We start from the raw sequence: 23,757 nt of genomic DNA on the forward strand, positions 1-23,757 counted from the left end.
CACACCCGATTCGCTCCAGGGAGGAAGAGGGCTTGTTGCGTTCGCACAAATTTGCCGAAGGCACACAAAAAGCTTTGAAGGGGAGTCCAGAGGGGAAACTTTCTCGAAAGTTTCCCCTCTGGCCGCCGGAGGCATGCTTCGCCACCGCCGGGGCGAATTACCGCGACTACCAGTACACCCCGGACAACCGGCTGATGCGCGCCGGGGGCGGGCAGTATTCGCATGATGAGCGCGGGTTCCGGTCCATCTGGTCGGACAAGGGCGTGTACACCCTGTACGAGTACAGCCCGGACTATCGGCTGCTCAAGGCCGAGGAGGAGGACCGGGACAAGGCCTTCACCTTTACCCACGACGAGGACGGGCGGCGCGTGGCCAAATACCTGAACGGCCAGCTCGTCGAGGCCTACCAGTGGCTCGATTTCGTGCGCCTTACTGCGTTTTATGACGGACAGCACCAATACGAATTCGCCTACCGAAACGGCGAGCGCACGTCCTTCGCCATGCGCCGCGACGACGGGACCGTGGCCGGGCTGTTCTACGATCAGGTCGGCTCCCTGCGCGTGGTTGCCGATATGGACGACAACGTGATAAAGGAGATCCTGTACGACCCGTTCGGCGGCATCATCGAGGACACCAACCCGGCCCTGCGTCTGCCCTTCGGCATCGCGGGCGGCCTGCACGACCGGGAACCTCGGTTTCATCCGCTTCGGCTGGCGGGACCCCGAAGGGGTGAGCGCCATGGACGGCCCGAATCACCACGACGTCAGGACCGGCCGATGGACCGCAGGCGATCTCCAAGGACGATTAGCCGTCGCGCCGAGCACGGTTTTTATTACGAAAAAGCCCCCTGCGGCGTGTGCGGCGGGGGGCTTTGTTCGCTTGTGGGGCGGGCTATTTCGAGAACGCTTCGGTGACGGCCCGCATCACGGTCTGGATGTTTTCCGGGGTGGCCGGGGATTCGCCTTTCTTGAAGCCGAGGTCGCCGAGTTGGATGTGGCCGAACTCGGTGAAGCCCGCCTCCTCCAGGGTCTTGCGCGCGCAGTTCAGCGGGCAGCCGTCGATGGCCACCACACGCTGCGCCGCCTCGGTGGACTTGACGATGCCGGACACCCGGCCGCCGATGCCGGCCAGGCAGAACATCTTGGCCGTACCCTCACGGGACACGCCGCGCGCGGCCTGGTCCGCCACCTCGCCGACGTCCGCCGCGCCGGAACAGGAGAACACGAATTTCGGGGCCGCCTGACACGAACAACCGCAATCGGACATGATGCCTTCCTCCTTGTATGCGGCTACTTCAGCCAGCTGAGAACTTCTTTCTTGGACGGGGCCTTGCCGACCACCTTGACCTCGCCGTCGATGACCACCGCCGGGGTGGAGAAGATGCCGTACTTGGCGATTTCCTGGAAATCCTTGACCTTTTCGATGTCCGCGGCGATGCCCGCTTCGGCCACGGCGTCGCGCACGGTCTTTTCGGTCTGTTCACACTTGGGGCAGCCGGGGCCCATGACCAGAATTTTCATGATAAACTCCTTTGAAATCGGTTAGATGATAGCATTGAAAAGATAGCCGACGATGAGGATGCCGCAGCCGACCACCCCGATGAAGGCGGCGATGAGCCTCGGCTTGAGGACCTTGCGCAGGATGACCATCTCAGGGAAGGACAGGGCGATGACGGACATCATGAAGGCCAGCGTGGTGCCGAGCGCCGCGCCCTTGCCGAGCAGGGCCTCGACCACCGGGATGACGCCCGCCGCGTTGGTGTACATGGGGATGCCGAGCAGCACGGACAGGGGCACGGACCACCAGGCCTCGCTGCCCATGATCCCGGCCAACTGCCCTTCCGGCACGTAGCCGTGGATGGCCGCACCCACGGCGATGCCCAGAACCACGTACTTCCAGACCCGGCCCACGATGTCGCGAACGGATTCGAGCGCGTAGGTGAAGCGGTCCTTCCAGGTCATGTGCGGCTCGTCGGCGGCCTCGCCCGCGCGGATCTCGCGGACCCAGTCCTCGACGTATGGCTCCAGGCGCATACGGCCCATGACCCAGCCCGCAACCACGGCGATGGAGATGCCGGTGGCGAAATACAGGGCCGCGATCTTCCAGCCGAGCAGGCCGTAAAGCAGGACCAGGGCGATCTCGTTGACCATGGGCGCGGCGATGAGGAAGGAGAAGGTCACGCCCAGCGGGATGCCCGCGGTCATGAACCCGATGAACAGGGGCACGGCCGAGCAGGAGCAGAACGGGGTGACCACGCCGAGCAGGGCGGCCAGCACGTTGCCCGCGGACTCCCGCTTTCCGGCCAGGAAGGCGCGGGTCCAGTTGACGGTCACGAACGAGCGCAGGATGCCCACGCCGTAGACCACGAGCAGCAGGAGCATGAGCACCTTGGGGGTGTCGTAGACGAAGAACTGCACGGCCGATCCCAGGTGGCTGGCCGGATCGAGCCCGAGCAGGCCGTAGGCGAACCAGTTGGAGAAGGGCAGCAGTTGCAGGTACAGGACGTACCAGGCAGCCACGGCCAGGACCTGCAGGAGCAGGATGCGCCCGACCCCGGCTCCCACGCCGGGCTTGGCGGCCTTGGGCGCACCGCCCTCGCAGGCGCAGGAGATGTTGTTCTGTTCAGACATGGATACCTCGGTTGGCGATTTCGCCAAGTGTTGAGCCAAAAAAAATATCAAGCCGTCCCAAGGGGACGTCCCTGTTCCCCTACTTCCCCTTGGCTTCGAGCACGGACTCGATGCAGTGGAAGAAGTTGATCACGCAGGGCACGCGCAGCCGGTAGTAAATCTGCTTGCCGCGCCGCTCGTCCTCGACGATGCCCGCCTTCTTGAGCACGGACAGATGCTTGGACACGGTGGACATATCCGCCCCGACCAACTCGCGCAGGTCACAGACGCACCGCTCGCCGCGTGACAGTTCGTCGATCATCTTCAGTCTCGACGGATGGGCCATGGCCTTGACCACCTTGGCCCGCTCCTCGAAACGGTCGGCCAGTAAGATTTCCTGCATTACGTGTACCTCCACGGTCTACACTTGGCAATATAGCCAAATGATCGGCCAAGTCAAGGGCGCAAGCGGGGGAAAGGCAAAAAAAGTTGTCGGGATCAGTCGCGGGGCTGGATGGAGGCCCGTCCGTGGCTGTAGGTCAGCCGGTAGGGCTCGTTGCGGACCACGTGGTCCAGGGCGGCGTTCATGGGCGTGAAGCTGGTGATGGCCCCGCCGTTGGTGGTCACGGTGACGAAGACCCGCTGGCCCGGCCGGGGGTTGAAGTAGACCATGCCCTCGGCGCGTTTCTGCCAGCCGCCGACAAAGGTCTTGCACCCGCCGACAAAGGCGTCGGGCACGTAGGGCGTGATGGCGTAGATTTTCTTGAAGGTCACGTTCTTGAGCGTGCCGTCGGAGTTGTGGGCCATGACCTGGACCTTGGACACGGTGGCGATGGCCTTGATCTCCGACTCCTGGGCCATGATGGACAGGTAGTCGGGATCCTGCGCCCGTGCGGGCAGGACCAGGGCCAGGAGAAACAGTATCGAAAGGAGTGTGCGAATTTTCATAAATATTTAGGGGTTCCGAGGATGAACAGGGGAAACGGAAGCACCCTAGCCCAGATGGTCGCCCGGCGCAACAATGTGCAAGCCGCCCGGTGCACAACGGTGGGGAAAACCCTTGGGGCTTGCCTTTGCGGCGCATCTGGGTAAATCTATACTTCAAAAGTCTGGAATTAAATCCCCCGGAGGCAACCATGGGAACGGTACAGGCGGTCAATATCAGCGACAGGACCGGCGAGAAGAAACATGAGGTGGACTCGATCACGCTCATCGAGGACTACGGCGTGGAACACGACGCCCACGGCGGGAGCGGGCGGCAGGTCAGCCTGCTGGCCCTGGAGCGCATCGAGGACATGAAGAAGGCGCTCGATACCCTCAAGGCGGGCGATTTCGCGGAGAATATCACCACCACGGGCGTGGCCGCGTCCGAACTCGCGCCCGGCATGCGCCTGGTCGTGGGCGAGGCCGAGCTCGAGATCACCCAGATCGGCAAGACCTGCCACCACGGCTGCGCCATCCGCAAGCAGGTGGGCTACTGCATCATGCCCAAGGAGGGCGTGTTCGGCCGGGTGGTCCGGGGCGGCAAGGTCCAGAAGGGCGACCCGATCGGAATTCTTCGGTCCTGATCCGGGCCGTTCGGGTTCTTGTCCTCTGTTATTCCGAATTCCTTGAGGATCTCAAGCGCTTCGGTGTTTCTGTAGGATTTGGCCCAATACAGGGCCGACCTCGCCTGGCTGTCGACGCTCCACGGATCGGCCCCCCGTTCCAGTAGCAGTCTCACTATCGCGTTTTTTCGACGGACCACGGCTTCATACAGGGGCTTGTAGCCGTGGCCGTCCTTTCCGTTTACCTCCGCCCCGTATCTCAGGAGCAGATCCACGCGCTCCAGATCATACTTGATGATGGCCTGCTGCAAGGCCGGGCAGCCCACCCGGTCGTACCCGTTGGGATCGGCCCCGTGTTGCAGCAGCAGTTCGGCGACCTCGGCTATTTTGGCCTCTTGCAGGGGCGTGGACCCCCAGATCAGCCGGAAGTTGACCTCTGCCCCGCCGTCCAGCAGCAGCTTAGCGATTTCCACGGCCTCTTCCTTCATCCATGTATGCTGCCCCAGCCCGGCGATGGGGGGATTCCCCCTGTCGTCGCGCGCGTTCGGATCGGCGCCGGCGGTCAGCAGGGCCTTGACCATGGCCGGTTTTTCGGCTCCGACGGCTATTCGCAGGGCCGTTGCGCCGCTGTCGTCCTTGGCATCGACGGCCGCGCCCCTTTCCACCAGGTAGGGGATCATCTTCGGGGTTCTCCCCAGGCCGACCACCTCATGGAGAATTTTGCCATGCCCGCTCTCGGCGGTCAGGTCCGCGCCGTGCTCCAACAGGAAATCGACGATCTCGAACCGGCCGTTGAGGGCCGCGACGTGGAGGGGCGTCTCTCCCGATTCCGTTCGCGCGTCCACGGGACAGCCATGCTCCAGCAGGAGCTCGACCATTTCTCTGTTACCCATCCTGCTTGCGGCATGAATGGGCATTTCGTCCTGATGGTTGATGTTCTCGGGGGCGGCCCCGTGTTCAAGCAGGATGCGGAGGCCTTCCACGTCATCGTGGTAGACCGCTGTATGGATGAGCGTGGTGTGAAAGCCCAGGCCGTTGGGATCGGCTCCCTGCTTTAGCAGTTCGGCCATGCGGACGTGGTCGCCGTGCTCGACCGCCCGGGCCAGGTCTTGGGACAGCGCCTTTGCGGGCGGGTCGGCCCGGACCGTGGCGCAGGCCGTGAAGAGGACGAGAAAAACAAAAAACTGCACGCGCAGGAGTCGAAATGCCATGGGAATCTCCCCTAACACTTCGGAAGCAGCGAGCACAGCCGTAATGTTTTTTATATCGAAGCACGGGTTGGCGTCAAGGAAGCTCGATACTTGCCGTTTAACGGAGTCGACAAGAACCAGTCCTGCGGGTATGTTGGAAAGTGACTCGGGAGGTCCCATGGATTACTTCGCCTCGGCGCAAAACATACAATGGCTCATCTGGCTCGGCGTGGGCGTGGTTTTCGTTATCGCCGAACTGGCGGTGCCCGCCTTCATCGTGGTCTTCTTCGGCGTGGGCGCGTTCATCGCCGGGGCCACCGCCTTTTTCGGGGCCTCGGTTCCGGTCCAACTGGTGGTCTTCGGCGTCTCGTCCGTGGTCCTGCTCATCCTCTTCCGCAAGATGATGGCCGCCACCTTCACCGGTGAAAAAGCCGAGGACGAGCAGGGACCGGACGTCATCGGCCAGCAGGCCGAGGTTGTGGACCCCATCCGCCCGCCCCAACCCGGCAGAATCAAGTTCCAGGGCTCGTTCTGGAGCGCCCGGAGCAGCGAACCCGTGGAGCCGGGCTCCATGGTGCGCATCGTCAAGCGTGACGAAAACGACGTGAACGCCTTCGTGGTGAAAAAGGAGCAATAGATATGGATCCCGCAACCATGACATCTCTGGTCACGGCCCTGGTTTTCGTCCTCCTGGTGGTCGTCCTGATCATCAAGACCGCCGTGGTCGTGCCCCAGAAAAGCCAGTTCGTCGTCGAGCGGCTCGGCAAATACGCCAAGACCATCGGCGCGGGCCTGCACATCCTCATCCCGTTCATCGACCGCATCGCCTACAAGCGGTCCCTCAAGGAAGAGGTCATGGACATTCCGGCCCAGACCTGCATCACCCGCGACAACGTATCCGTGACCATCGACGGCGTGCTCTACATCCGCGTCATGGACGCCAAGATGTCCGCCTACGGCATCGAAAACTACTACATCGCCGCGTCCCAGCTGGCCCAGACCTCCCTGCGCTCGGCCATCGGCAAGATCGACCTGGACAAGACCTTCGAGGAACGCGAGTCCATCAACGCCTCCGTAGTCCAGGCCGTGGACGAGGCCGCCCAGGAATGGGGCGTCAAGGTCATGCGCTATGAGATCAAGGACATCACTCCTCCGGGCACCGTCATGGCCGCCATGGAGGCCCAGATGAAGGCCGAACGCGAAAAGCGCGCCGAGATCGCCACCTCCGAAGGCGACCGCCAGTCGCGCATCAACCGCGCCGAAGGGTTGCGCCAGGAGGCCATCCACGTCTCGGAAGGCGAAAAACAGAAGCGCATCAACGAGGCCGAAGGCCAGGCCCAGGAAATTCTCCTCGTGGCCGACGCCACCGCCGAAGGCATCCGCAAGGTCGCCGAGGCCGTCAACCTGCCCGGCGGCCCCGAGGCCATGAACCTCAAGGTCGCCCAGCAGTATGTCTCCGAGTTCGGCAAACTGGCCAAGACCAACAACACCATGATCATCCCCGCCGACCTCGCCGGCATGGGCGGCATGGTCGCCACCGCCACCGAAATCATCAATACCGCCATGCACAAGGGCAGGGGCGGCAAGGGCGACTGCAAGGCCGTCCAGCCCGGACAGCCCGATTTAAAGATGGAATAACCGCGCCGAGCATCTCTGCGAAGAGGCCTCGTTCGGATCACCGAGCGGGGCCTTTTCGCGCGTCCGAAGGAGCGTGGGGATGCCTCCGGCGGGCCCTCGCCGGGCGGGCGTGAAAGGCATGCCTCCGGCGGCTTAAGAACCTTTTGAGAAAAAGGTTCTTAAGAATCTCCAAAACTTTTTGTGTGCCTTCGGCAAGGGCGTGCGGGCGCGGGGTGGCGTGCAGGTTGCGCGGAGGGTGTGGAGGGAGCTCGGCCGGACGGTGTCCCGAAGGGTTCGCGCCGGACGTCCACGGGCCTCGGAGGGCCGCCCGGCGCGAACCCTTCGGGACGGTTGCCAACGCCGCAGGCGGGCGTGGCGGGACGCGGGAAATGGGTTTTGCGGCGTTTTAAGACAGTGGGCGAAGAAGTACTTCCTCAGGCCTCCCGCCGCACGCGCGAATGCGCACACAGAAGGCTCGGAGGGTGAGAGGGGATGGGGGTCTGAGGAAGGGAGAGAGGGAAGCCCTTTTCGAAGGGTTCCTCTCCTCTCCCCAGCCGCCGGAGGCGCGGTCCTCCTACGCCAGGCCGCCGGAGTCGATGACGGCCTGGATTTGGTCGTTGACGGTATCGGCTTCAGTGCCGGTATGGAGGAACGTCTCCACGGCGGCGGGTTCCATGCCCACGAGGGTGACTTCGATGGAGCCGGTCCCGTCGCCGATGAGCAGGTGCAGGTCGCCGTCGGTGTAGGAGGAGCCTTGTAGTTGCAGGCCGTCGGCCAGGAAGAGGTGGTCCGAATTGAGCGACTCCCCGTTGTTCGGGGTGAAGTTTTCGACGGTCAGTTTTTCACCGTCCACCAGGGCGTCGCGGTTGAGGATGATGGCGTCTGCCCCTTCGCCCAGGCGTACGTAGTCGTTGCCGGAGCCTGGCAGGATGTAGCTCTGGCCCACCGGCTCGTCCGTGGCGTGGGATTCCTCCAGGCCATATGAGAGCGGGCGTCCGGCCACGATGAAGTCGTCGCCCGCGCCGCCGGAGATGACGGTCAGGAAGTTCTGTCCGCCGTACAGGGCGTCGTCGCCCGCGCCGCCGTCGATGACCTCGGCGTGGGAGTAGGTGTCGTCCACGCCGTCGACCACGGTGTGCGCCGAGCCGAAGATGGCGTCGTCGCCGTCGGTCCCGGCCAGGAACTCGGCATGGTGGATGTCGTCCGACTCCCCGCCCACGGTCAGGGTGTCGAAGCCGCGGTAGGCGGTCACGGCGTCGATCAGGGTGCCGTAGCCGTCGCTGTGGGCGGAAAATTCGGAGAAGGTCAGGGCGGCGTGGTCCTGGCCGGCGGTCAGGGTGAAGGCGAGTTCGGTCCAGTCCGTGGCGTCGGCCCCCTCGACGTACCCCCAGTTGGTGAAGTGGAAGCTGCCGGTCCCGCCGTCGGCCGTGGTTACGCCCTCGCCCATGGTCACCAGCCAGGTCCCGTCCCCGAAGGCCGCGTCCCAGGTGATCGTGGCCACGAGCTGGTCGCCCAAGGTGACCTGGAAATCGTTGCTGTCCATGCCCGGTGCGTCGATCCCGTCCACGCGCGGAGCGAAATGGAAGGCGATGGTCAGGGCCTCGCCCGCCTTGGTGGCGATGGCCTGGGACAAGGTGTCCACCGAGCCGGTCCGGGCGTCGAGCTCCATGAGCCGGTCGCCCTGAAGAGGTTTCTGGGGCATGTCCCGTCCCCAGGTCTTCATGGGGCTGTCCCCTGTCGGGGCCAGGCCCATGGGAGACATGGCCATCATGCGGTGGAATAGCTGGAGATTCGGTCCGTCCGGCCCGTCGGCCCCGCCGGTGTTCCGCCAGTGGTCCACGTCGTCGAGGTAGGACCAGCGGTCGCCGGTGTAGCCCGAGGCCTCGAAGTCCGGGTTGAGCACGATCTGCACAGGCGTGGTTTCGGGAAAGATGGTCACCGCGTCCTGGGCCGGAAGGGGAGCGCCCTCCACGGGCGGCGAGGACGGCGCATCGGCCTGGGGCGTGGCCGAGAACAGGGAGCTCTGGCCGTCCAGGGCGTCCAGGCCGCTGCCCAACAGCCCCGGATCGTCGGCATAGGCCCCGGCACCGGACCCGCCGGGCGCATCGCCGGCCGCGGTCTCGACCGCCTGGCCGAAAGCGAAGAGATAGACGTCGCCCGGCACCATCTGCCCGTCGAGCATCTCGAAGACCGGCAGGGCATCCTCCCCGGCCAGGGCCAGGTAGCCCAGCAGAACCACGGACCCGCCGCCGGGCAGGGAGATGACCAGGTCGTTTCCGGAGGCCGCGAAATCCGCCTCGGACAGGTCGAAGCCGAACTTCACCGGAACGCCCGCTGCCAGCCGATACGTCGCCGTTTCGCCGGATGCGGGAAGCTCCACCTTGATCTGTTCGGCCATGGCCGTGCTCCTCGGAATAGGGTCCTCTCAATGCCGCTGTGAATATTCCCTATCATGATTAGAATGGGCGCTAGTATTTGTCAATGTATGAATAACGCGTAATTCCCACGGGTTAGTTTGTGAAAAAACCACGGGTCAGGGATATTCCCCCACATCCGGCGGCCGGTATGCGGGCCTTTACAGCGGCGGGCCGGTCCCGTAAGCCGGAGAACATGAAGACCCTCGACATGCACGACTGGCCCCGCAAGAGCCTGTACGACTATTTCCGGACCCTGCCCTCGCCGCATTTTTCCCTGACCGCCGACGTGGACGTGACCGCGCTGATCACCACGGCCAAGCCGCGCGGCGTGTCCGTGTTCAACGCGGCGCTCTACGCGGTCATGCGCGCCGCCAACCGTATCCCCGAGTTCCGCCAGCGGCTGGACGGCCCGGACGTGGTCGAGTTCGACGCCGTTCATCCCGCGCCCACCGTACCCATCGACGGTGACCGCTTCGCCTTCTGCTATTTCGACTACGCCGACAACTGGCCCGACTTCGACCGGGCCTGCGCCGAAGCCGTCGAGGCGGGCAAACGGCAGACCGAACTCTCGGACGACTCCGCCCACCGCCTGGATCTCGTCTTCACCACCTGCCTGCCCTGGCTGCACTTCACCTCCATGCACCACCCCGTCCAGGGCCCAGACGACTCCTTCCCTCGCATCGCCTGGGGCAAATTCAGCGAGCGGAACGGCCGCTGGCTCATGCCCGTCAACCTCCAGGTCCACCACGCCCTGGCCGACGGCCTGCACGCCGGGCGCTTCTACGAGTATCTGCAGGAGACCCTGGACGAATTCGGGTAGGGCGCGTGCCCAGTCCCGCTGCTGATGCCCCCGGGGGCACGGGAAAGCCCCGCCCGGAGGGAACTCCGGGCGGGGCTTGTCGAGCATCGATGGCCTGCTATTGCAGGGCGTTGTGTGCGGCGGTGGATTTTTGTCCGGAGACCACGACCATGTTCCGGCCGTTGTTTTTGGCTTGGTAGAGGGCCTTGTCGGCCTTGAGCACGAGGTCGTCGTCGGTGGCGGCCAGGGAGCCGCCTTCCACGGAGGCGACGCCGATGGAGGCGGTCACGGAGAAGTTCTGTCCGCCGAAGTCGAAGGCGCAGTTTTCGATGGCGGTGCGCACGCGCTCGGCGAGTTTCCAGGCGGCCTCTTCGCTCGTGTGGGGCAGGAGCACGACGAATTCTTCACCGCCGTAGCGGGCGGCGAGGTCGGTGGTGCGGAACACGGTGGACAGGATCTCGCCGACCTTGCGCAGGACGAGATCGCCCGCCTTGTGGCCGTAGGTATCGTTGACGGATTTGAAGTGATCGAGGTCGACCATGAGCAGGGAGAGGTCGTGATGATACCGTGATCTACGCTTGATCTCGTAGACCAGGCGCTCGTCGAAGGAGCGGCGGTTGTAGAGCTTGGTCAGCCCGTCGCGGTCGGCGCGGAGCTTGACCTCCTTGAAGGCCAGGGCGTTGCGCAGGGCCAGGCCCACATGGTTGACGGCGGAGCGCAGGGTCTCGACCTGATCTTTGCCCAGCCGGTAGCCCGGTTCGCAGAGCAGGGCCAGGCAGCCGAAGGTCTGGTGTCCGGCGCTGAGCGGCATGGTCACGAGCTTGCCCTGGTCCGGGCTCAGGGAATATTCGGGCCGGCGCGCCGGGTCGGTGTAGGAAATCTGGAAGCCGTTGACCGCGCCCGAGCCCAGGGAGCCGGCGGAGGCCGTGATCCGTTCGATCCAGGCGGACTCCGAGGCCGGGGTCATCTTGCCGTTGAGGAAAATCTCCACATCGGCGGCGTTGTCCGAACCGGTGTTCCAGAAGGCGGCGTGGAGCACCTTGACGGGCAGGATAAGGCCCAGCGAGTTCTTGGCGTTGGCCAGGATGGTGGCGGCGTCGAGGCTTTCGGTGGCCGAGGCGAGCAGCCTGTTCAGGAACATGAGCTGGTCGGTCTTGCGGGCCAGGAGTTCGCGTTCGAGCATGATCTCTTCGGTCATCCGGTAGATGTCCGAGTAGAGGCTCTTGACCTCCTTGGCGCGGAACATGACGTCCTGGATCTTGGGCCGGGTCAGGGGCAGACCCACGGCGGTCAGGAACCCTTCGGCCAGGACCGTGTCCATTTCGAGTTCCGCGTCGCCGTCCTGGATGAGGATGCGATGGGTCTCGTCCTGGTCGCGGTATGCCTGCCTGCGGGATTCGGGGAAACCGCGCCAGACCGTCCAGGGTATCCAGGCGGCCGAGGGTTTCTCCTCCTGCTCCAGCTCGCGGGTCACGGGCAGGGCGCCCTCGGGAAAATTGCGGACGTGGAAACCAGGACCGACGCCGTCGATGATCTGGCGCACCATGGTCTCGCTGAGGCCGAGGCCCCACATGAGTTCGGGCCGCCGGCCTCGCTTTATGGACTGTCTAGGCATTCTGCATCGTACTCCTTTACGACGTCAAAACTTTGGCGGATCGTTCCGCCCCGCTTGAGATTCAGCAAAATCGGGGCCACACGGGGTGACGAACGGAAGACGGCGGCAGATCTTGATGGCAGCCAGTTGATATGGCAGGAGAAAATTGTACGGCATGGAGCCGGGAGGCGGACCGGGGAGGCACAATCTACCCCTTGGCGGGGGCGCCCGGCCATTGACAAACCGGCCGGGAACGGTCTTTACCTAGGCATGGCCGGAACAAAACGCATCTGGGGGACCCTGGACCCCTTCTTCGAGGGCGGGCCCGTCCTGGGCCGCACCGTGGCCAACGTAGGCTTCCTGGACGCCCTGCTCAAGGCCGATCCGTTCGACGAATACCACTTTTTCCTGCCCGGAGGGCAGGCCCTGGCCCCGTTGCGGCAGCACCTGGAGCGGACCGCGCCCCGCATGCTGGAGGGGGAACGCACCCGGCTCATGCTCCGCGACGCTCTGCCCGACCGGCTCAGGGACACGGCCTATCACTGCTTCCACCTGTCGGACTGCATCACCAGCCAGCCGTATCTTGCGCGCATGCGCAATCGCTTGAGCGAGCGCATCTTTCCGGTCACCGGGCCGATCCATTCCCTGAGCTACGCGGGCTATCCCAAGGCGTTTCTGCAGCATCTGTGGCCCGGCACCACCCGGCGCGACGCCATCGTCTGCACCTCGACCGCGGGCCGCCGCGCGGTCGAAGGGTACTTCGGGCAACTGCGCGCGGGGTTCGGTCTCGATGAGACGACCCATCCCGGCCCGAGGCTCGAATGCATCCCCCTGGCCGTGGACGCGGACGCCTACGCGCCCGGAGAGGGCGAGGAGGGCGGGCCGACGCGCGTTCTGGTCTTCGGACGCATTTCCCACCATTCGAAGATGGACCTGGTGCCCCTGGTCCGCGCCCTGCACCGGCTGGTCACGGACGGGCTCGACCCGCACGGCGTGGAGCTGGTCCTGGCGGGCTGGGCCGAGCAGGAGACGCACGTCCTGGACACCCTGAGCCACCTGGCGGCCAACGCGGGCATTCCCATGAGCGTGGTCCTGCGTCCGGACGAGGCGCGCAAGCGGGAGCTGTTCCGGCAGGCGGACGTGTTCGTGTCCATCGCGGACAATCCCCAGGAGACCTTCGGCATCACCCTGGTGGAGGCCGGGGCCTTCGGCCTGCCCGTGGTGGCCTCGGATTACGACGGGTACCGGGACATCGTGGTCCACGGCGAGACCGGCTGGCTGGTGCCGACCATGGGGCCCGCCGAGACCCCGGACGTGGACCTGGCAGCGCCGCTTAATTTCGACAGCCACTATCATCTCGCCCTGGCCCAGGCCACGGCCGTGGACATCCCGGCCCTGGCCGAGGCCCTCGGGCGGCTCATCCGCGACCCGGAACTGCGCGCGGCCATGGGCGCTGCCGGGCGCGACCGGGTCCGCCGCCTGTTCCACTGGCCGGCGGTCATCGGCCAATACGCGGCCCTGTGGGACGAGCTGTGGAAGGAGCCGGCCGAGGCCGACCCCTTGCGCGGCCTGGTCCATCCCCTGGTCCCGGAGTACGGGCGCATCTTCGGGCACTACCCGACGCGGACCCTTGACGATTCGGTGAAACTGACCGTGGGCCGGACAGGCGAGGCATTTTACCGGAACCGTGATTTTCCCAATCTGTACGCAGGGCTGAAGGGTGCCATCGACCTCGACGTGGTCCGGCGGCTGGCCTTTTTCGCCCGCAGCCCGGTTGACAGCGCCACCCTGATACGCAAGGTTTCGGACGTGGCGCCCGACCTGAATGTCACCCAGATCAAAAATCATATCCTGTGGGCGCTCAAACAGGATATCCTGCAAACCACGGAATGATATCAACCCGGCGTTCCCAACCCGGAGGCATACGATGAAAGCTCTCAGAGCAGCCCGCATGGAACGATGCATCGGCTGCCATTCCTGTTCGCTGGCCTGCGCGAGACAGGTCCATAAGGTTCTTTCCTGGAACAAGGCGGGCATCCGCATCTCGTCGTCCGGCGGGCTGTCCACGGGCTTCGAGGCGCGTGTCTGCCTGGCCTGCCATCCGGCCCCCTGTGCCGAGGCCTGCCCCACGGGCTCGCTGTCCCAGCGCCGGGACGGCGGCGTGATCCAGAAGCGGAACCTGTGCATCCGTTGCGGCCAGTGCGCCGAGGCGTGCCCGGTGGACGCCATCTTCCTCGATCACCTGGTCAACCCCTACGTCTGCATCCACTGTGGCCAGTGCGTGCCCTACTGCCCCCACGACTGCCTGGAGCTGGTGGACCTGCCACCCAAGGAACAGGAGGAGGCCCGCAATGATTAGAGACTTCTTCCGCGTCATGGTGGTCGACCTGACCTCGGGCAAGACCCGCCTCAAGGAGCTTCCCGGCCGGGGCGAGTACCTGGGCGGCTCCGGCCTGGCCGCGTACCTGTTCCGGGAGTTCGGACGCATAGACCGCGACTGGGACGACCCCGAGCAGCCCCTGATCTTCGCCATCGGCCCGCTGACCGGGTATTTCCCGCTGATGAGCAAGACCTGCTGCGCCTTCCGCTCGCCCTACCACAACCAGTACACCGAGAGCTACGCGGGCGGGAAATCCGCCCTGTCCCTGCGTTTCGCCGACCTGGACGCCCTGGTCATCACCGGCAAGGCCAAACGGCTGACGGCCATATGCGTGGGGTCGCGCCTGGTGGACGTCCGCGACGTGGAGTACATGCGCGGCTTCGACGCCATCCAGACCGGCCGGGTTCTGCGCAAGATATTCCCCGGCTCGGGACGCCGCTCGATCATGCGCATCGGCCCGGCGGGCGAGAACCTGTCCGCCTACGCCTGCATCAACGTGGACACCTACCGGCACTTCGGACGGCTGGGCGGCGGCACGGTCATGGGCGCCAAGAACCTCAAGGCCATCTGCGTGCTCGGCGACCGGGGCTTCGACCTGCCCGAGGGCAAGGCGTACCCCAAGCTGTACAAGCATATCTTCGAGCAACTGACCACCACCGAGATGATGGCCAAGTACCACGGCCTGGGCACGGCGGTGAACATCAACCCGCTCAACGCCCTCAAGTCCCTGCCGTGGAAGAACCTGCAGCAGACCTCGAGCCCGGCGGCCGAGAACATCTCGGGCGAGACCTTTGCCGACGACACCCTGCTGCGCAACGCGGCCTGCGCGGGCTGCCCGGTGGGCTGCATCCACGTGGGCTTCGTGCGCGAGCAGTTCCAGACCAACAACCAGTATCTCTACCGCCAGGTGGGCTACGACTACGAGCCCATCTTTTCCTGCGGCGGCATGCTCGAGGTGACCGACGCCCCCGAAGTCCTGCGCATCCTCGACGTCATCGAGAAGGAGGGGCTGGACTGCATGTCCGCGGGCGTGGCCCTGGCCTGGGCCACCGAGGCCCTGGAGCGGGGAGTCGTCTCCGAAAAGGAGACCCTGGTTCCGCTCAAATGGGGCGACTCCGAGACCTATATGCAGGCCGTGGAGCACCTCGGCCGTCCGGGCAACGACTTCTACCGGCTCTTGGCCCAGGGGACCATGAAGTGCGCCAAGGCGTACGGCGGCGAGGACTTCGCCTGCGTGCTCGGCCAGGAGATGGCCGGCTACGCCACGGGCGAGGTCTTCTTCGTGGCCGAGGGGCTGGGCTTCCGCCACTCGCACCTGGACTCCGGCGGCTACGCCTACGACCAGAAGCACGCCGAGAAGGATGTGGACAAGGCCCTGAACTTCCTGCTCCAGGACGGCCGCGAGCGGATCGTGCTCAACTGCATGGTCGGCTGCCTGTTCTCGCGCGGGGTGTACAAGGAGGACCTCCTGGCCGAGGCCCTGGAATCCGTGGGCTACGGCGAACTGAACGGGTCCGTGGACGACATCGGCAAACGGGTCCAGCGCATGCGCTGGCGGCTCAGGCTTCAGATGGGCTACCGCCCGGACGAGGTCAAGATCCCCAAGCGGTACACCGAGATCACCACCTGGAAGGGCCCAGTGGACGTCGACTACATGGACGCCCTGCGCCGGGCCTACGCGGCCAGCATTCTGGAAATGGGCGCGGACCCGGAGGAAGAGGGCGGAGAATAGCCCCGGTCCACGGCCAAAAAACCGCCTTCTTGAAAAAAAGGGGTTGCCAACCGCCCGCCATTTCGGTAAACCCCAACTTCTCGACCGGTTGCTCGGGTAGCTCAGTCGGTAGAGCAGGGGACTGAAAATCCCCGTGTCGGCAGTTCAATTCTGTCCCCGAGCACCATCTGGAATCAAAGGCTTTCACTCTTGCGAGTGGAAGCCTTTTTTCGTGGGCCGATCGGCAGGCAGGGCCGGTATGGGGGCAATGCGGGGGGGCGGCGGGGCATTCCGGTTACGCGGACAGGGAACGGCTGCTCATTCGCGGATTGATATAAGTCTTCGTTTATGGTTAATGTTGTTCCGAAATCGGCGTCGGGCCGGGCGGGAGCGTCAACAACCGAGGGGAGAACCGGGAGGAGCAACGTTATGCGTAGAATCGTCCTTCTACTCTGTCTTGTCTTGGCCATGCCGGCGGCCGCGCTGGCCGTATCCGACATCGTCGCCACCTACCAATACGCCGACGGGACCATGGTTACCCTTTGTGCCCGCGATGCGCAGCACGTGCGTATGGACACCTCGCCCACGGCCTACACCCTGCTGTCGAACGGCAAGGTCTATTCCGTGAACTGCGACTCCGGCCCGTGCCAGGTCTACGACCTCGGGGCCATGACCGCGGGCATGGCTGGCGGCCTGACCTCCATGTTCGGCGGCGGATCCGAGCCGGAATACGAGGTGCGCTACGAAAAGACCGGCAAGATCGAAACCATCGCCGGGTACAAGGGCAAGGTTTACAACGCCGTGGTCTTCGAGGACGGCAAGGTCGTGCGCCGCGACGAGATGGTCCTGTCCACCCACTCCAACATCAAGAAGGTCACCGACGCATGGATGGCCATGGCCGACGCCCTGACCCAGTCCATGGGCCGATCCTTCCAGGACTCCCTGGATGAGGCCAAGAAGATGGGCTACGGCGGCATCCTCCGCTACGGCAACGAAATGCGCCTGGCCAAACTGTCCGTGCGCAACCTCGACGCCGCCTACTACAAGCTTCCGGCGGGCGCCCAACAGGCCCGGCTGCAACAGCCTCCGCAGCAGAGCGACGATGATATGGGCCTCGACGACGACGCCAAGGAAATCGGCATGGACGCCAAGGAAACCACCAAGGACGAAATCAAGGGCAGCATCCGCAACGCCATCGGCGACCTCTTCAACTAGCCATCCCCGCCGTCCGCTATAAAACCCCGCCCCGCGAAAGGACTTCGCGGGCGGGTTTGCCTGCGGCAGCCAGGGGAAGGGGAGAGAGGGCACCCTTTGAAAAGGGCTTCCCTCTCTCCCCTTCCCCTGGACTCCCAACCCCCTCTCTCCCTCCTAAACTTCTTGTGCCGCTTCGCGGAGGGCATAGCGCGTGAAAGCGTCCTGTTACACGCCCGTTCCGAAACGCCGCGAGACCGGCTCAACGAGTCCGGCCCACACCCTCCGCGCAACAATCCGCCCCGGCCGCCGGAGGCCCCGCACGGCGTGACCCCGGCGGAACCATGTTCCGGTTGGCGTTCCGCCGGTGATGGCGTATAGCGTATTGTACCGCCGCGCCGTGCGGCGCGGGGGGGGGGGCGAACCGGCCCGATTGGAGTTTGTTGTGGCGGGAACGGGGGAGTTTCCGCGAAACCGTTTGGAGGGATGCATGTTCCGCAAGCTGATGATACCCGCCGTGGTTGCCTTGGTTCTGGCGTTTTTCGCCAGCAACGCGTTGGCTCTCAACCCGGCCGTAATCTATGATCTGGGCGGCAAGTTCGACAAGTCGTTCAACCAGGCCGCGCACATGGGCGCCGAGCGGTTTTCGCAGGAGACCGGCATCAAGTACCGGGACTTCGAGCCGACCAACGAGTCCCAGTACGAGCAGGCCCTGCGGCGGTTCGCGTCCCGGGGCAGCGACCTGATCGTGGTGGTCGGGTTTTCGTTCGCCTCGGCGCTGGAGAAGATCGCCCCGGAGTTCCCGGACACCAAGTTCGTGATCATCGACATGGTCGTTGCCCAGCCCAACGTGGAGTCCGTGGTCTTCAAGGAGCATGAGGGCTCGTTTCTGGTGGGCATGCTGGCGGCCATGAAGACCAAGACCGGCAAGATCGGCTTTGTCGGCGGCATGGACGTGCCGCTGATCCGCAAGTTCGCCCTGGGCTACAAGGAAGGGGCGCAGTACGTGAACAAGGACATCACCCTCTTCGAGAACATGACCGGGACCACCCCTGCGGCCTGGGGCGACCCGATCAAGGCGGGCGAGTTGGCCCGCTCCCAGTTCGACCGCGGCGCGGACGTGGTCTTTACCGCGGCGGGCGGATCCGGCATGGGCGTGCTCCAGGCCGCGGCGGACGCCAGGAAGTTCTCCATCGGCGTGGACTCCAACCAGAACTACATCCATCCCGGAAGCGTGCTGACCTCCATGGTCAAGCGCGTGGACCTGGCCGTGTTTGAGGCCATGCGCGATGCGCGCAACGGCGACTGGGAGCCCGGCCTGAAGGTTTTGGGCCTGGCCGAGGGCGGTGTCGACTACGCCATGGACAAGTACAACGAAGCCCTGATCACTCCGGAGATGAAGGCCAGGGTGGACCAGGCCAAGGCGGACATTATCTCGGGCAAGATCGTGGTCACCAACTACTTCGACATCATGGACCGCTAGCCGGTCCGGTCGGGTGGTTTTTCGGCGGCGGGCGCGGCTTTGCCGCCGGGCTCGCCGCCGGGCGGCCGCTTGGCTCGGCGCGGCGTATGGGGTATTGTCACCCACCGCGTCCCGGCCCCTTTTCGACAATCCTGCGGACCCGTCAGGTTCCGCTCCAGGTGGAGAACCCATGCCCCGCTCGCTCGTACCCGCCCTCATGATCCTGGTCCTGGCCCTGTGCTCCGGCCCCGCCTTCGCCTTCAAGCCCGCCTTGCTCTACGACCAGGTGGGCAAGTCCGACCGGTCGTTCAACGAGGCCGCCTATCGCGGCGCGGAGAAGTTCAGTAAGGAATCCGGGCTCCCGTACCAGGAGTTCACCCCGACCAACGAGTCGCAGTACGCCCAGGCCATGCAGCGCTTCGCGGCGCGCGGGTACGACCCGATCATCGTGGTCGGATTCTCCTACGCCTCGGTCCTGGAGCAGATCGCCCCGCAGTTTCCGGACACCCGGTTCGTCATCGTGGACATGGCCGTGGACCGGCCCAATGTGGAGTCCGTGGTCTTCAAGGAGCACGAGGGCTCGTTCCTGGTGGGCATGATCGCGGCCATGAAGACGAAGACCGGCAAGATCGGCTTTGTCGGCGGCATGGACATCCCGCTGATCCGCAAGTTCGCCCTGGGCTACAAGGAAGGGGCGCGGTACGTGAACAAGGGCATCACCATCTTCGAGAACATGACCGGCGACACCCCGGCGGCCTGGGGCGACCCGATCAAGGCGGGCGAGCTGGCCCGCTCCCAGTTCGACCGGGGCGCGGACGTGGTCTACCAGGCCGCGGGCAGCTCCGGGCTGGGCGTACTCCAGGCCGCGGCCGACCTGCACAAATTTTCCATCGGCACGGACGCCAACCAGAACTATCTGCACCCCGGGAGCGTGCTGACTTCCATGGTCAAGCGCGTGGACCTGGCCGTGTTCGAGGCCCTGCGCGACGCCGAGGCCGGGACCTGGAAGCCGGGCGTCCGGCTGCTCGGGCTGGCCGAGGGCGGGGTGGACTACTCGCTGGACCGGTACAACGAGGCCCTGATCACCCCGGCAATGCGGGCGCGCGTGGACAAGGCCAAGGCGGACATCATTTCGGACAAAATCGTCGTCACCAACTACTTCGACATCATGGACAGGTAGCATGGGCTCCACCGGCGACCATACGGCCCCCCCGGCGGTCGAACTGATCGAACTGAACAAGTCCTTCGGGCCGGTACGGGCCAACCGGGACGTGTCCATGGCGGTGGCCCGGGGCACCATCCACGGCATCGTGGGCGAGAACGGGGCGGGCAAGTCCACGCTCATGGGCATGCTCTACGGATTTTACCAGGCGGACAGCGGGCGCATCCGCGTGAACGGCCGGGACGTGAAGATCACCAGCCCGGCCCAGGCCATCAGTCAGGGGATCGGCATGGTCCACCAGCATTTCATGTTGGTCGAGCCGTTCACGGTGCTCGAAAACGTGGTCCTCGGGGCCGAGGAGGGCGGGTTGATCAAGACCTCCCTGCGCCACGCCCGGCGGGAGCTCGAACGGCTCGGCCGGGAGTACGGCCTGGAAGTGGACCCGGACGCCGTGGTCGGTGACCTGCCCGTGGGATTGCAGCAGCGCGTCGAGATTTTGAAGGCCCTGTATCGCGGGGCCGAGACGTTGATCCTGGACGAGCCCACGGGCGTGCTCACGCCCCAGGAAGCGGACCGGCTGTTCGCCATGCTCGACACCCTGCGCGGACAGGGACATACGGTCATCCTGATCACCCACAAGCTGCGCGAGATCATGGCCGCGACCGACACGGTATCGATCATGCGACGCGGGACCATGGTGGCCCACCGCAGGACCGCCGAAACGAGCAAGGAGGAGCTGGCCGAGCTTATGGTCGGGCGCAAGGTCCTGCTTCGGGTGGAGAAGGCCGAGGCCGCGCCCGGCGAGCCCATCCTGGAGCTGGACAAGGTGAATTTTTCCGACGCGGCGGGCGTGCCCCGATTGAGGGACGTCTCCCTGACCCTGCGCCGGGGCGAGATCCTCGGCGTGGCCGGGGTCTCTGGCAACGGCCAGTCCGAGCTGCTGGAGGTGTTGTCCGGGGTGGCCGCGCCGACTTCCGGGACCATCAGCTTCAAGGGCGAGGTCATCGCCGGGGACGGCAAGCGCACGAACCCGCTGGGCATGCACCGGCTGGGCGTGGGGCACGTGGCCGAAGACCGCCACCGCACGGCCATGGTCATGGACTTCACCGCCGCCGAGAACATGATCCTCGGCTACCATACCGGGCGCGACGTGAACGGAAGGGTGCTCATGGACCGGGGCAAGGTCCGGCGGCTGTGCCGCGACTACATGGACCGGTTCGACGTGCGCCCGCCCGACCCGGACCTCCCGGCCACGGGCTTTTCCGGGGGCAACCAGCAGAAGATCGTCCTGGCCAGGGAGATGGAGCGCGACCCGGACCTGCTCCTGGTGGGCCAGCCCACGCGCGGGGTGGACATCGGGGCCATCGAGTTCATCCACAAGCAACTCATCGAGCTGCGCGACCACGGCAAGGGCGTGCTCCTGGTCTCGGTGGAGCTGGACGAGATATTGTCCTTGGCCGACCGCATCGTGGTCATGTTCGACGGGCGCATCGTGGGCGAGATGGCGGCAGGGGATGCGGACGAATGCAGCCTGGGCCTGCTCATGGCGGGCTGTACCGGGGCCCGGGACAAAAACGGCGGGGAGGCGGCGTAGATGGCGCAGAGCAAACTCCCCGGCTGGGTCAACGCGGGCCTGATCCCGGCGCTCAACCTGCTGACCGCCTTCGTGGTCTCGGGCCTGGTCATCCTGGCCATGGGCCAGGACCCGGTCAAGGCGTTCGGCTACATGGTCTACGGGGCCTTCGGCTACGGCGAGGCCATCGGCTACACCCTCTACTACGCCACCAATTTCATCTTCACCGGCCTGGCCGTGGCCGTGGCCTTCCACTGCTACCTGTTCAACATCGGCGGCGAGGGCCAGGCATACCTCGGCGGGCTGGGCATCGGTCTGGTCTGCCTGTACCTGGGCGATCTGCCGTTCTGGGCCGTCCTGCCCCTGACCGTGCTCGGCGGGGCCCTGTTCGGCGCAGCCTGGGCGGCCATCCCCGCCTACCTCCAGGCCAGGCGCGGCTCGCACATCGTCATCACCACGATCATGTTCAACTTCATCGGCTCGTCGGTTATGACCTTCCTGCTGGTGGACTGGCTCAAGCGGCCCGGTTCCCAGTTGCCCGAGACCTCGCCGTTCCCGGAGTCCGCGTGGATGCCCAAGCTGCACGAGCTGGCCGGAGCGCTCGGCATCAAGATGGCCCACTCGCCCGCCAACCTGGCCTTGCTCATCGCGCTGCTCTGCTGCGTGGGCGTCTGGCTGTTCATCTGGCACACCCGCTGGGGATACGAAATCCGGGCCGTGGGCCGCAACCCGGACGCGGCCGTGTACAGCGGCATCTCCCCGGCCAGGGCGATCATGCTCTCCATGCTCCTGTCCGGGGCCCTGGCCGGACTCATGGGCGTGAACGAGCTCATGGGCGAGCAGCACCGGGTGGTCATCAACTTCACCAACGGGTGCGGGTTCGTGGGCATCGCCATCGCGCTCATGGGGCGCAACCATCCGGCGGGCATCGTGCTCGCCTCCCTGCTCATGGGCGCGCTGTTCCAGGGCGGGGCCGAGCTGGCCTTCGAGATGCCGGCCATCACCCGGGACATGATCTGGACCATCCAGGGCTTCGTCATCCTGTTCACCGGCGCGCTGGAGCATCTCTACCGGCCGCAACTGGAGCGGATCTTCCTGCGCGGGGAGGCCACGGCATGACCGACCTGTGGATGCAGTTTCTGCTCACGGCCGACGCCACCCTGCGCATCAGTACGCCGCTGATCCTGGCGGCCCTGGCCGGGCTGTGCTCGGAGCGGGCGGCGGTCATCGACATCGGCCTGGAGGGCAAGATGCTCGGCGGGGCGTTCACGGCGGCCACGGTCAGCTATCTGACCGGCTCGGTCTGGCTCGGTCTCATCTGCGCCATCCTCGCCTGCCTGCTGCTCGCTCTGCTGCACGGCTTCGCCTGCATCACCCACCGGGGCAACCAGGTGGTCTCGGGCATGGCCATCAACATCGTGGTCGCCGGGCTGGCCCCGACGCTGGGGCACGCCATCTTCCACATCAACGGCGACACCCCGCCCCTGCCGCAGGGCGCGCGGTTCATGGCCCTGACCCTGCCCGGTGCCGAGGCGTTGCGCGGAGTGCCGGTCCTGGGCCCGATCTACGCCGAGCTGATCAGCGGCCACACCCTGCTGACGTATGCGACCTTCGCCCTGATCCCGTGCGTCTCCTTCATGCTCTACAAGACCCGGTTCGGGCTCAGGCTGCGGGCCGTGGGCGAGAACCCCGAGGCCGTGGACACGGCGGGCATCTCCGTGGCCTGGCTGCGCTACCGGGCGGTGCTCATCGCGGGCGCGCTGTGCGGCGTGGCCGGGGCCAGCCTGTCCACCGCGCTCGGCGCGAGCTTCATTCGCGACATGACCGCGGGCAAGGGCTACCTGGCCCTGGCGGCCATGATCTTCGGCAAATGGCGGCCCGGTCTGACCGTGACCGCCTGCCTGCTCTTCGCCTTCACCGACGCGCTCCAGGCGCGCCTGCAGGGCGTGTCCCTGCCTCTGCTGGGCGAGATCCCCGTCCAGTTCATCATCATGCTGCCCTACGTCATGACCGTGATCCTGCTGGCCGGGTTCGTGGGCAAGGTCGTGGCCCCCAAGGCGGACGGCATACCTTACGTCAAGGAGCGCTAGATGCCCGATTTGCCCGATATCCCGGAACTTATCCGTCTGGCCGTCGCGGCCCGCGACCGGGCGTACTGCCCCTATTCGAACCACCCTGTGGGCGCGGCCCTGGTCACGGACGCGGGCGAGGTGTACACCGGATGCAACGTGGAGAACGCGGCCTATCCGCTGGGGAGCTGCGCTGAACAGTCGGCGATCAGCGCCATGGTCCTCGGCGGGGGCAGAGCCATCCGCGAGCTGGTGGTGGTCGGCCCGGACGACGCGCCGTGTACTCCGTGCGGCGGCTGCCGCCAGCGCATCCGGGAATTCGCCGGGCCGGACACCAGGGTCCACGCCTGCAACGAGCGCGGGGTCCTGCTGACCGTGACCCTGGACGAACTGCTGCCCGAGTCCTTCGGGCCGGAAAACCTCAACCAACGGTGAT

Annotated in this window: 23 protein-coding genes and 1 tRNA gene; 16 read left to right on the plus strand and 8 right to left on the minus strand. The window is 65.6% G+C overall.

Annotation, left to right across the window (positions count from 1 at the left end):
- Positions 1 to 35: 35 nt before the first annotated feature.
- Entirely contained in the window at positions 36 to 914 is an 879-nt protein-coding gene (locus V8V93_RS02900; protein ID WP_338668872.1) for a hypothetical protein, read from the plus strand.
- Here V8V93_RS02900 and V8V93_RS02905 read toward each other — a convergent pair.
- The 5 genes from V8V93_RS02905 to V8V93_RS02925 form a co-directional block, all read right to left on the minus strand.
- Positions 892 to 1,266, minus strand: coding sequence for a putative zinc-binding protein (locus tag V8V93_RS02905; RefSeq protein WP_338668873.1), 375 nt, complete (start codon positions 1,264 to 1,266; stop codon positions 892 to 894). The genes V8V93_RS02900 and V8V93_RS02905 overlap by 23 nt on opposite strands.
- Before the next feature lie 23 nt (positions 1,267 to 1,289).
- Complete coding sequence (locus V8V93_RS02910; RefSeq protein ID WP_338668874.1) at positions 1,290 to 1,520, minus strand: thioredoxin family protein; 231 nt, start codon at positions 1,518 to 1,520, stop codon at positions 1,290 to 1,292.
- A gap of 21 nt (positions 1,521 to 1,541) precedes the next feature.
- A complete protein-coding gene (locus tag V8V93_RS02915) occupies positions 1,542 to 2,630 on the minus strand; it encodes a permease (protein WP_338668875.1) in 1,089 nt (362 codons plus the stop codon).
- 79 nt (positions 2,631 to 2,709) lie between these two features.
- The gene (locus V8V93_RS02920) at positions 2,710 to 3,012 is read right to left on the minus strand and encodes an ArsR/SmtB family transcription factor (protein ID WP_338668876.1); all 303 of its coding nucleotides are present in this window, start codon (positions 3,010 to 3,012) and stop codon (positions 2,710 to 2,712) included.
- A 95-nt stretch (positions 3,013 to 3,107) separates the two neighbouring features.
- Positions 3,108 to 3,557 (minus strand): hypothetical protein, encoded by a 450-nt coding sequence (locus V8V93_RS02925; RefSeq protein WP_338668877.1) that lies wholly within the window; start codon positions 3,555 to 3,557, stop codon positions 3,108 to 3,110.
- Positions 3,558 to 3,745: 188 nt separating this feature from the next.
- Here V8V93_RS02925 and V8V93_RS02930 point away from each other — a divergent pair, with 188 nt between their 5' ends.
- The gene (locus V8V93_RS02930; RefSeq protein ID WP_338668878.1) at positions 3,746 to 4,177 is read left to right on the plus strand and encodes an MOSC domain-containing protein; all 432 of its coding nucleotides are present in this window, start codon (positions 3,746 to 3,748) and stop codon (positions 4,175 to 4,177) included.
- On the opposite strand, the gene V8V93_RS02935 is transcribed toward V8V93_RS02930, so the two are convergent.
- Positions 4,084 to 5,367, minus strand: coding sequence for an ankyrin repeat domain-containing protein (locus V8V93_RS02935; RefSeq protein WP_338668879.1), 1,284 nt, complete (start codon positions 5,365 to 5,367; stop codon positions 4,084 to 4,086). The two genes, V8V93_RS02930 and V8V93_RS02935, sit on opposite strands and share 94 nt — an antisense overlap.
- 157 nt (positions 5,368 to 5,524) lie before the next feature.
- On the opposite strand from V8V93_RS02935, the gene V8V93_RS02940 reads away from it, so the two are divergent.
- Entirely contained in the window at positions 5,525 to 5,983 is a 459-nt protein-coding gene (locus tag V8V93_RS02940) for an NfeD family protein (protein WP_338668880.1), read from the plus strand.
- A gap of 2 nt (positions 5,984 to 5,985) precedes the next feature.
- Complete coding sequence (locus V8V93_RS02945) at positions 5,986 to 6,984, plus strand: SPFH domain-containing protein (protein WP_338668881.1); 999 nt, start codon at positions 5,986 to 5,988, stop codon at positions 6,982 to 6,984.
- A gap of 553 nt (positions 6,985 to 7,537) precedes the next feature.
- On the opposite strand, the gene V8V93_RS02950 is transcribed toward V8V93_RS02945, so the two are convergent.
- On the minus strand, positions 7,538 to 9,361 hold the full coding sequence (locus V8V93_RS02950) for a hypothetical protein (RefSeq protein WP_338668882.1): 1,824 nt from the start codon (positions 9,359 to 9,361) through the stop codon (positions 7,538 to 7,540).
- Between the two features lie 212 nt (positions 9,362 to 9,573).
- Here V8V93_RS02950 and V8V93_RS02955 point away from each other — a divergent pair, with 212 nt between their 5' ends.
- Complete coding sequence (locus V8V93_RS02955; RefSeq protein WP_338668883.1) at positions 9,574 to 10,200, plus strand: chloramphenicol acetyltransferase; 627 nt, start codon at positions 9,574 to 9,576, stop codon at positions 10,198 to 10,200.
- 97 nt (positions 10,201 to 10,297) lie between these two features.
- Here the strand turns inward: V8V93_RS02955 and V8V93_RS02960 are convergent, their stop codons facing one another.
- Positions 10,298 to 11,794, minus strand: a complete 1,497-nt coding sequence (locus tag V8V93_RS02960) for a sensor domain-containing diguanylate cyclase (RefSeq protein ID WP_338668884.1) — start codon at positions 11,792 to 11,794, stop codon at positions 10,298 to 10,300.
- A gap of 249 nt (positions 11,795 to 12,043) precedes the next feature.
- Between V8V93_RS02960 and V8V93_RS02965 the strand changes: the two genes are divergently transcribed.
- From V8V93_RS02965 to V8V93_RS03015, 11 genes are all read left to right on the plus strand, one after another.
- Positions 12,044 to 13,666, plus strand: coding sequence for a glycosyltransferase family 4 protein (locus V8V93_RS02965; protein WP_338668885.1), 1,623 nt, complete (start codon positions 12,044 to 12,046; stop codon positions 13,664 to 13,666).
- A 34-nt stretch (positions 13,667 to 13,700) separates the two neighbouring features.
- On the plus strand, positions 13,701 to 14,132 hold the full coding sequence (locus tag V8V93_RS02970) for a 4Fe-4S binding protein (RefSeq protein ID WP_338668886.1): 432 nt from the start codon (positions 13,701 to 13,703) through the stop codon (positions 14,130 to 14,132).
- Positions 14,125 to 15,885: an aldehyde ferredoxin oxidoreductase N-terminal domain-containing protein gene (locus V8V93_RS02975; RefSeq protein WP_338668887.1), complete on the plus strand. Its 1,761-nt coding sequence runs from the start codon at positions 14,125 to 14,127 to the stop codon at positions 15,883 to 15,885. Before V8V93_RS02970 ends, V8V93_RS02975 begins: the two co-directional genes overlap by 8 nt.
- 90 nt (positions 15,886 to 15,975) lie before the next feature.
- Positions 15,976 to 16,051 (plus strand) — tRNA-Phe (locus V8V93_RS02980).
- A gap of 242 nt (positions 16,052 to 16,293) precedes the next feature.
- Positions 16,294 to 17,079 carry a hypothetical protein gene (locus V8V93_RS02985; RefSeq protein ID WP_338668888.1) on the plus strand — a complete coding sequence of 262 codons (786 nt, stop codon included), beginning with the start codon at positions 16,294 to 16,296 and terminating at the stop codon, positions 17,077 to 17,079.
- Positions 17,080 to 17,545: 466 nt separating this feature from the next.
- On the plus strand, positions 17,546 to 18,538 hold the full coding sequence (locus tag V8V93_RS02990; protein WP_338668889.1) for a BMP family lipoprotein: 993 nt from the start codon (positions 17,546 to 17,548) through the stop codon (positions 18,536 to 18,538).
- Positions 18,539 to 18,707: 169 nt separating this feature from the next.
- Positions 18,708 to 19,697, plus strand: coding sequence for a BMP family lipoprotein (locus tag V8V93_RS02995; RefSeq protein WP_338668890.1), 990 nt, complete (start codon positions 18,708 to 18,710; stop codon positions 19,695 to 19,697).
- Position 19,698: 1 nt separating this feature from the next.
- Entirely contained in the window at positions 19,699 to 21,273 is a 1,575-nt protein-coding gene (locus tag V8V93_RS03000) for an ABC transporter ATP-binding protein (protein WP_338668891.1), read from the plus strand.
- Positions 21,274 to 22,371, plus strand: coding sequence for an ABC transporter permease (locus V8V93_RS03005; RefSeq protein WP_338668892.1), 1,098 nt, complete (start codon positions 21,274 to 21,276; stop codon positions 22,369 to 22,371).
- Complete coding sequence (locus V8V93_RS03010; protein WP_338668893.1) at positions 22,368 to 23,342, plus strand: ABC transporter permease; 975 nt, start codon at positions 22,368 to 22,370, stop codon at positions 23,340 to 23,342. Before V8V93_RS03005 ends, V8V93_RS03010 begins: the two co-directional genes overlap by 4 nt.
- On the plus strand, positions 23,343 to 23,756 hold the full coding sequence (locus V8V93_RS03015) for a cytidine deaminase (RefSeq protein WP_338668894.1): 414 nt from the start codon (positions 23,343 to 23,345) through the stop codon (positions 23,754 to 23,756).
- Position 23,757 lies beyond the last annotated feature (1 nt).

Origin of the sequence: Pseudodesulfovibrio sp. 5S69 (assembly GCF_037094465.1) — a bacterium.
In the GTDB taxonomy this organism is placed as follows: Bacteria; Desulfobacterota; Desulfovibrionia; order Desulfovibrionales; family Desulfovibrionaceae; genus Pseudodesulfovibrio; species Pseudodesulfovibrio methanolicus.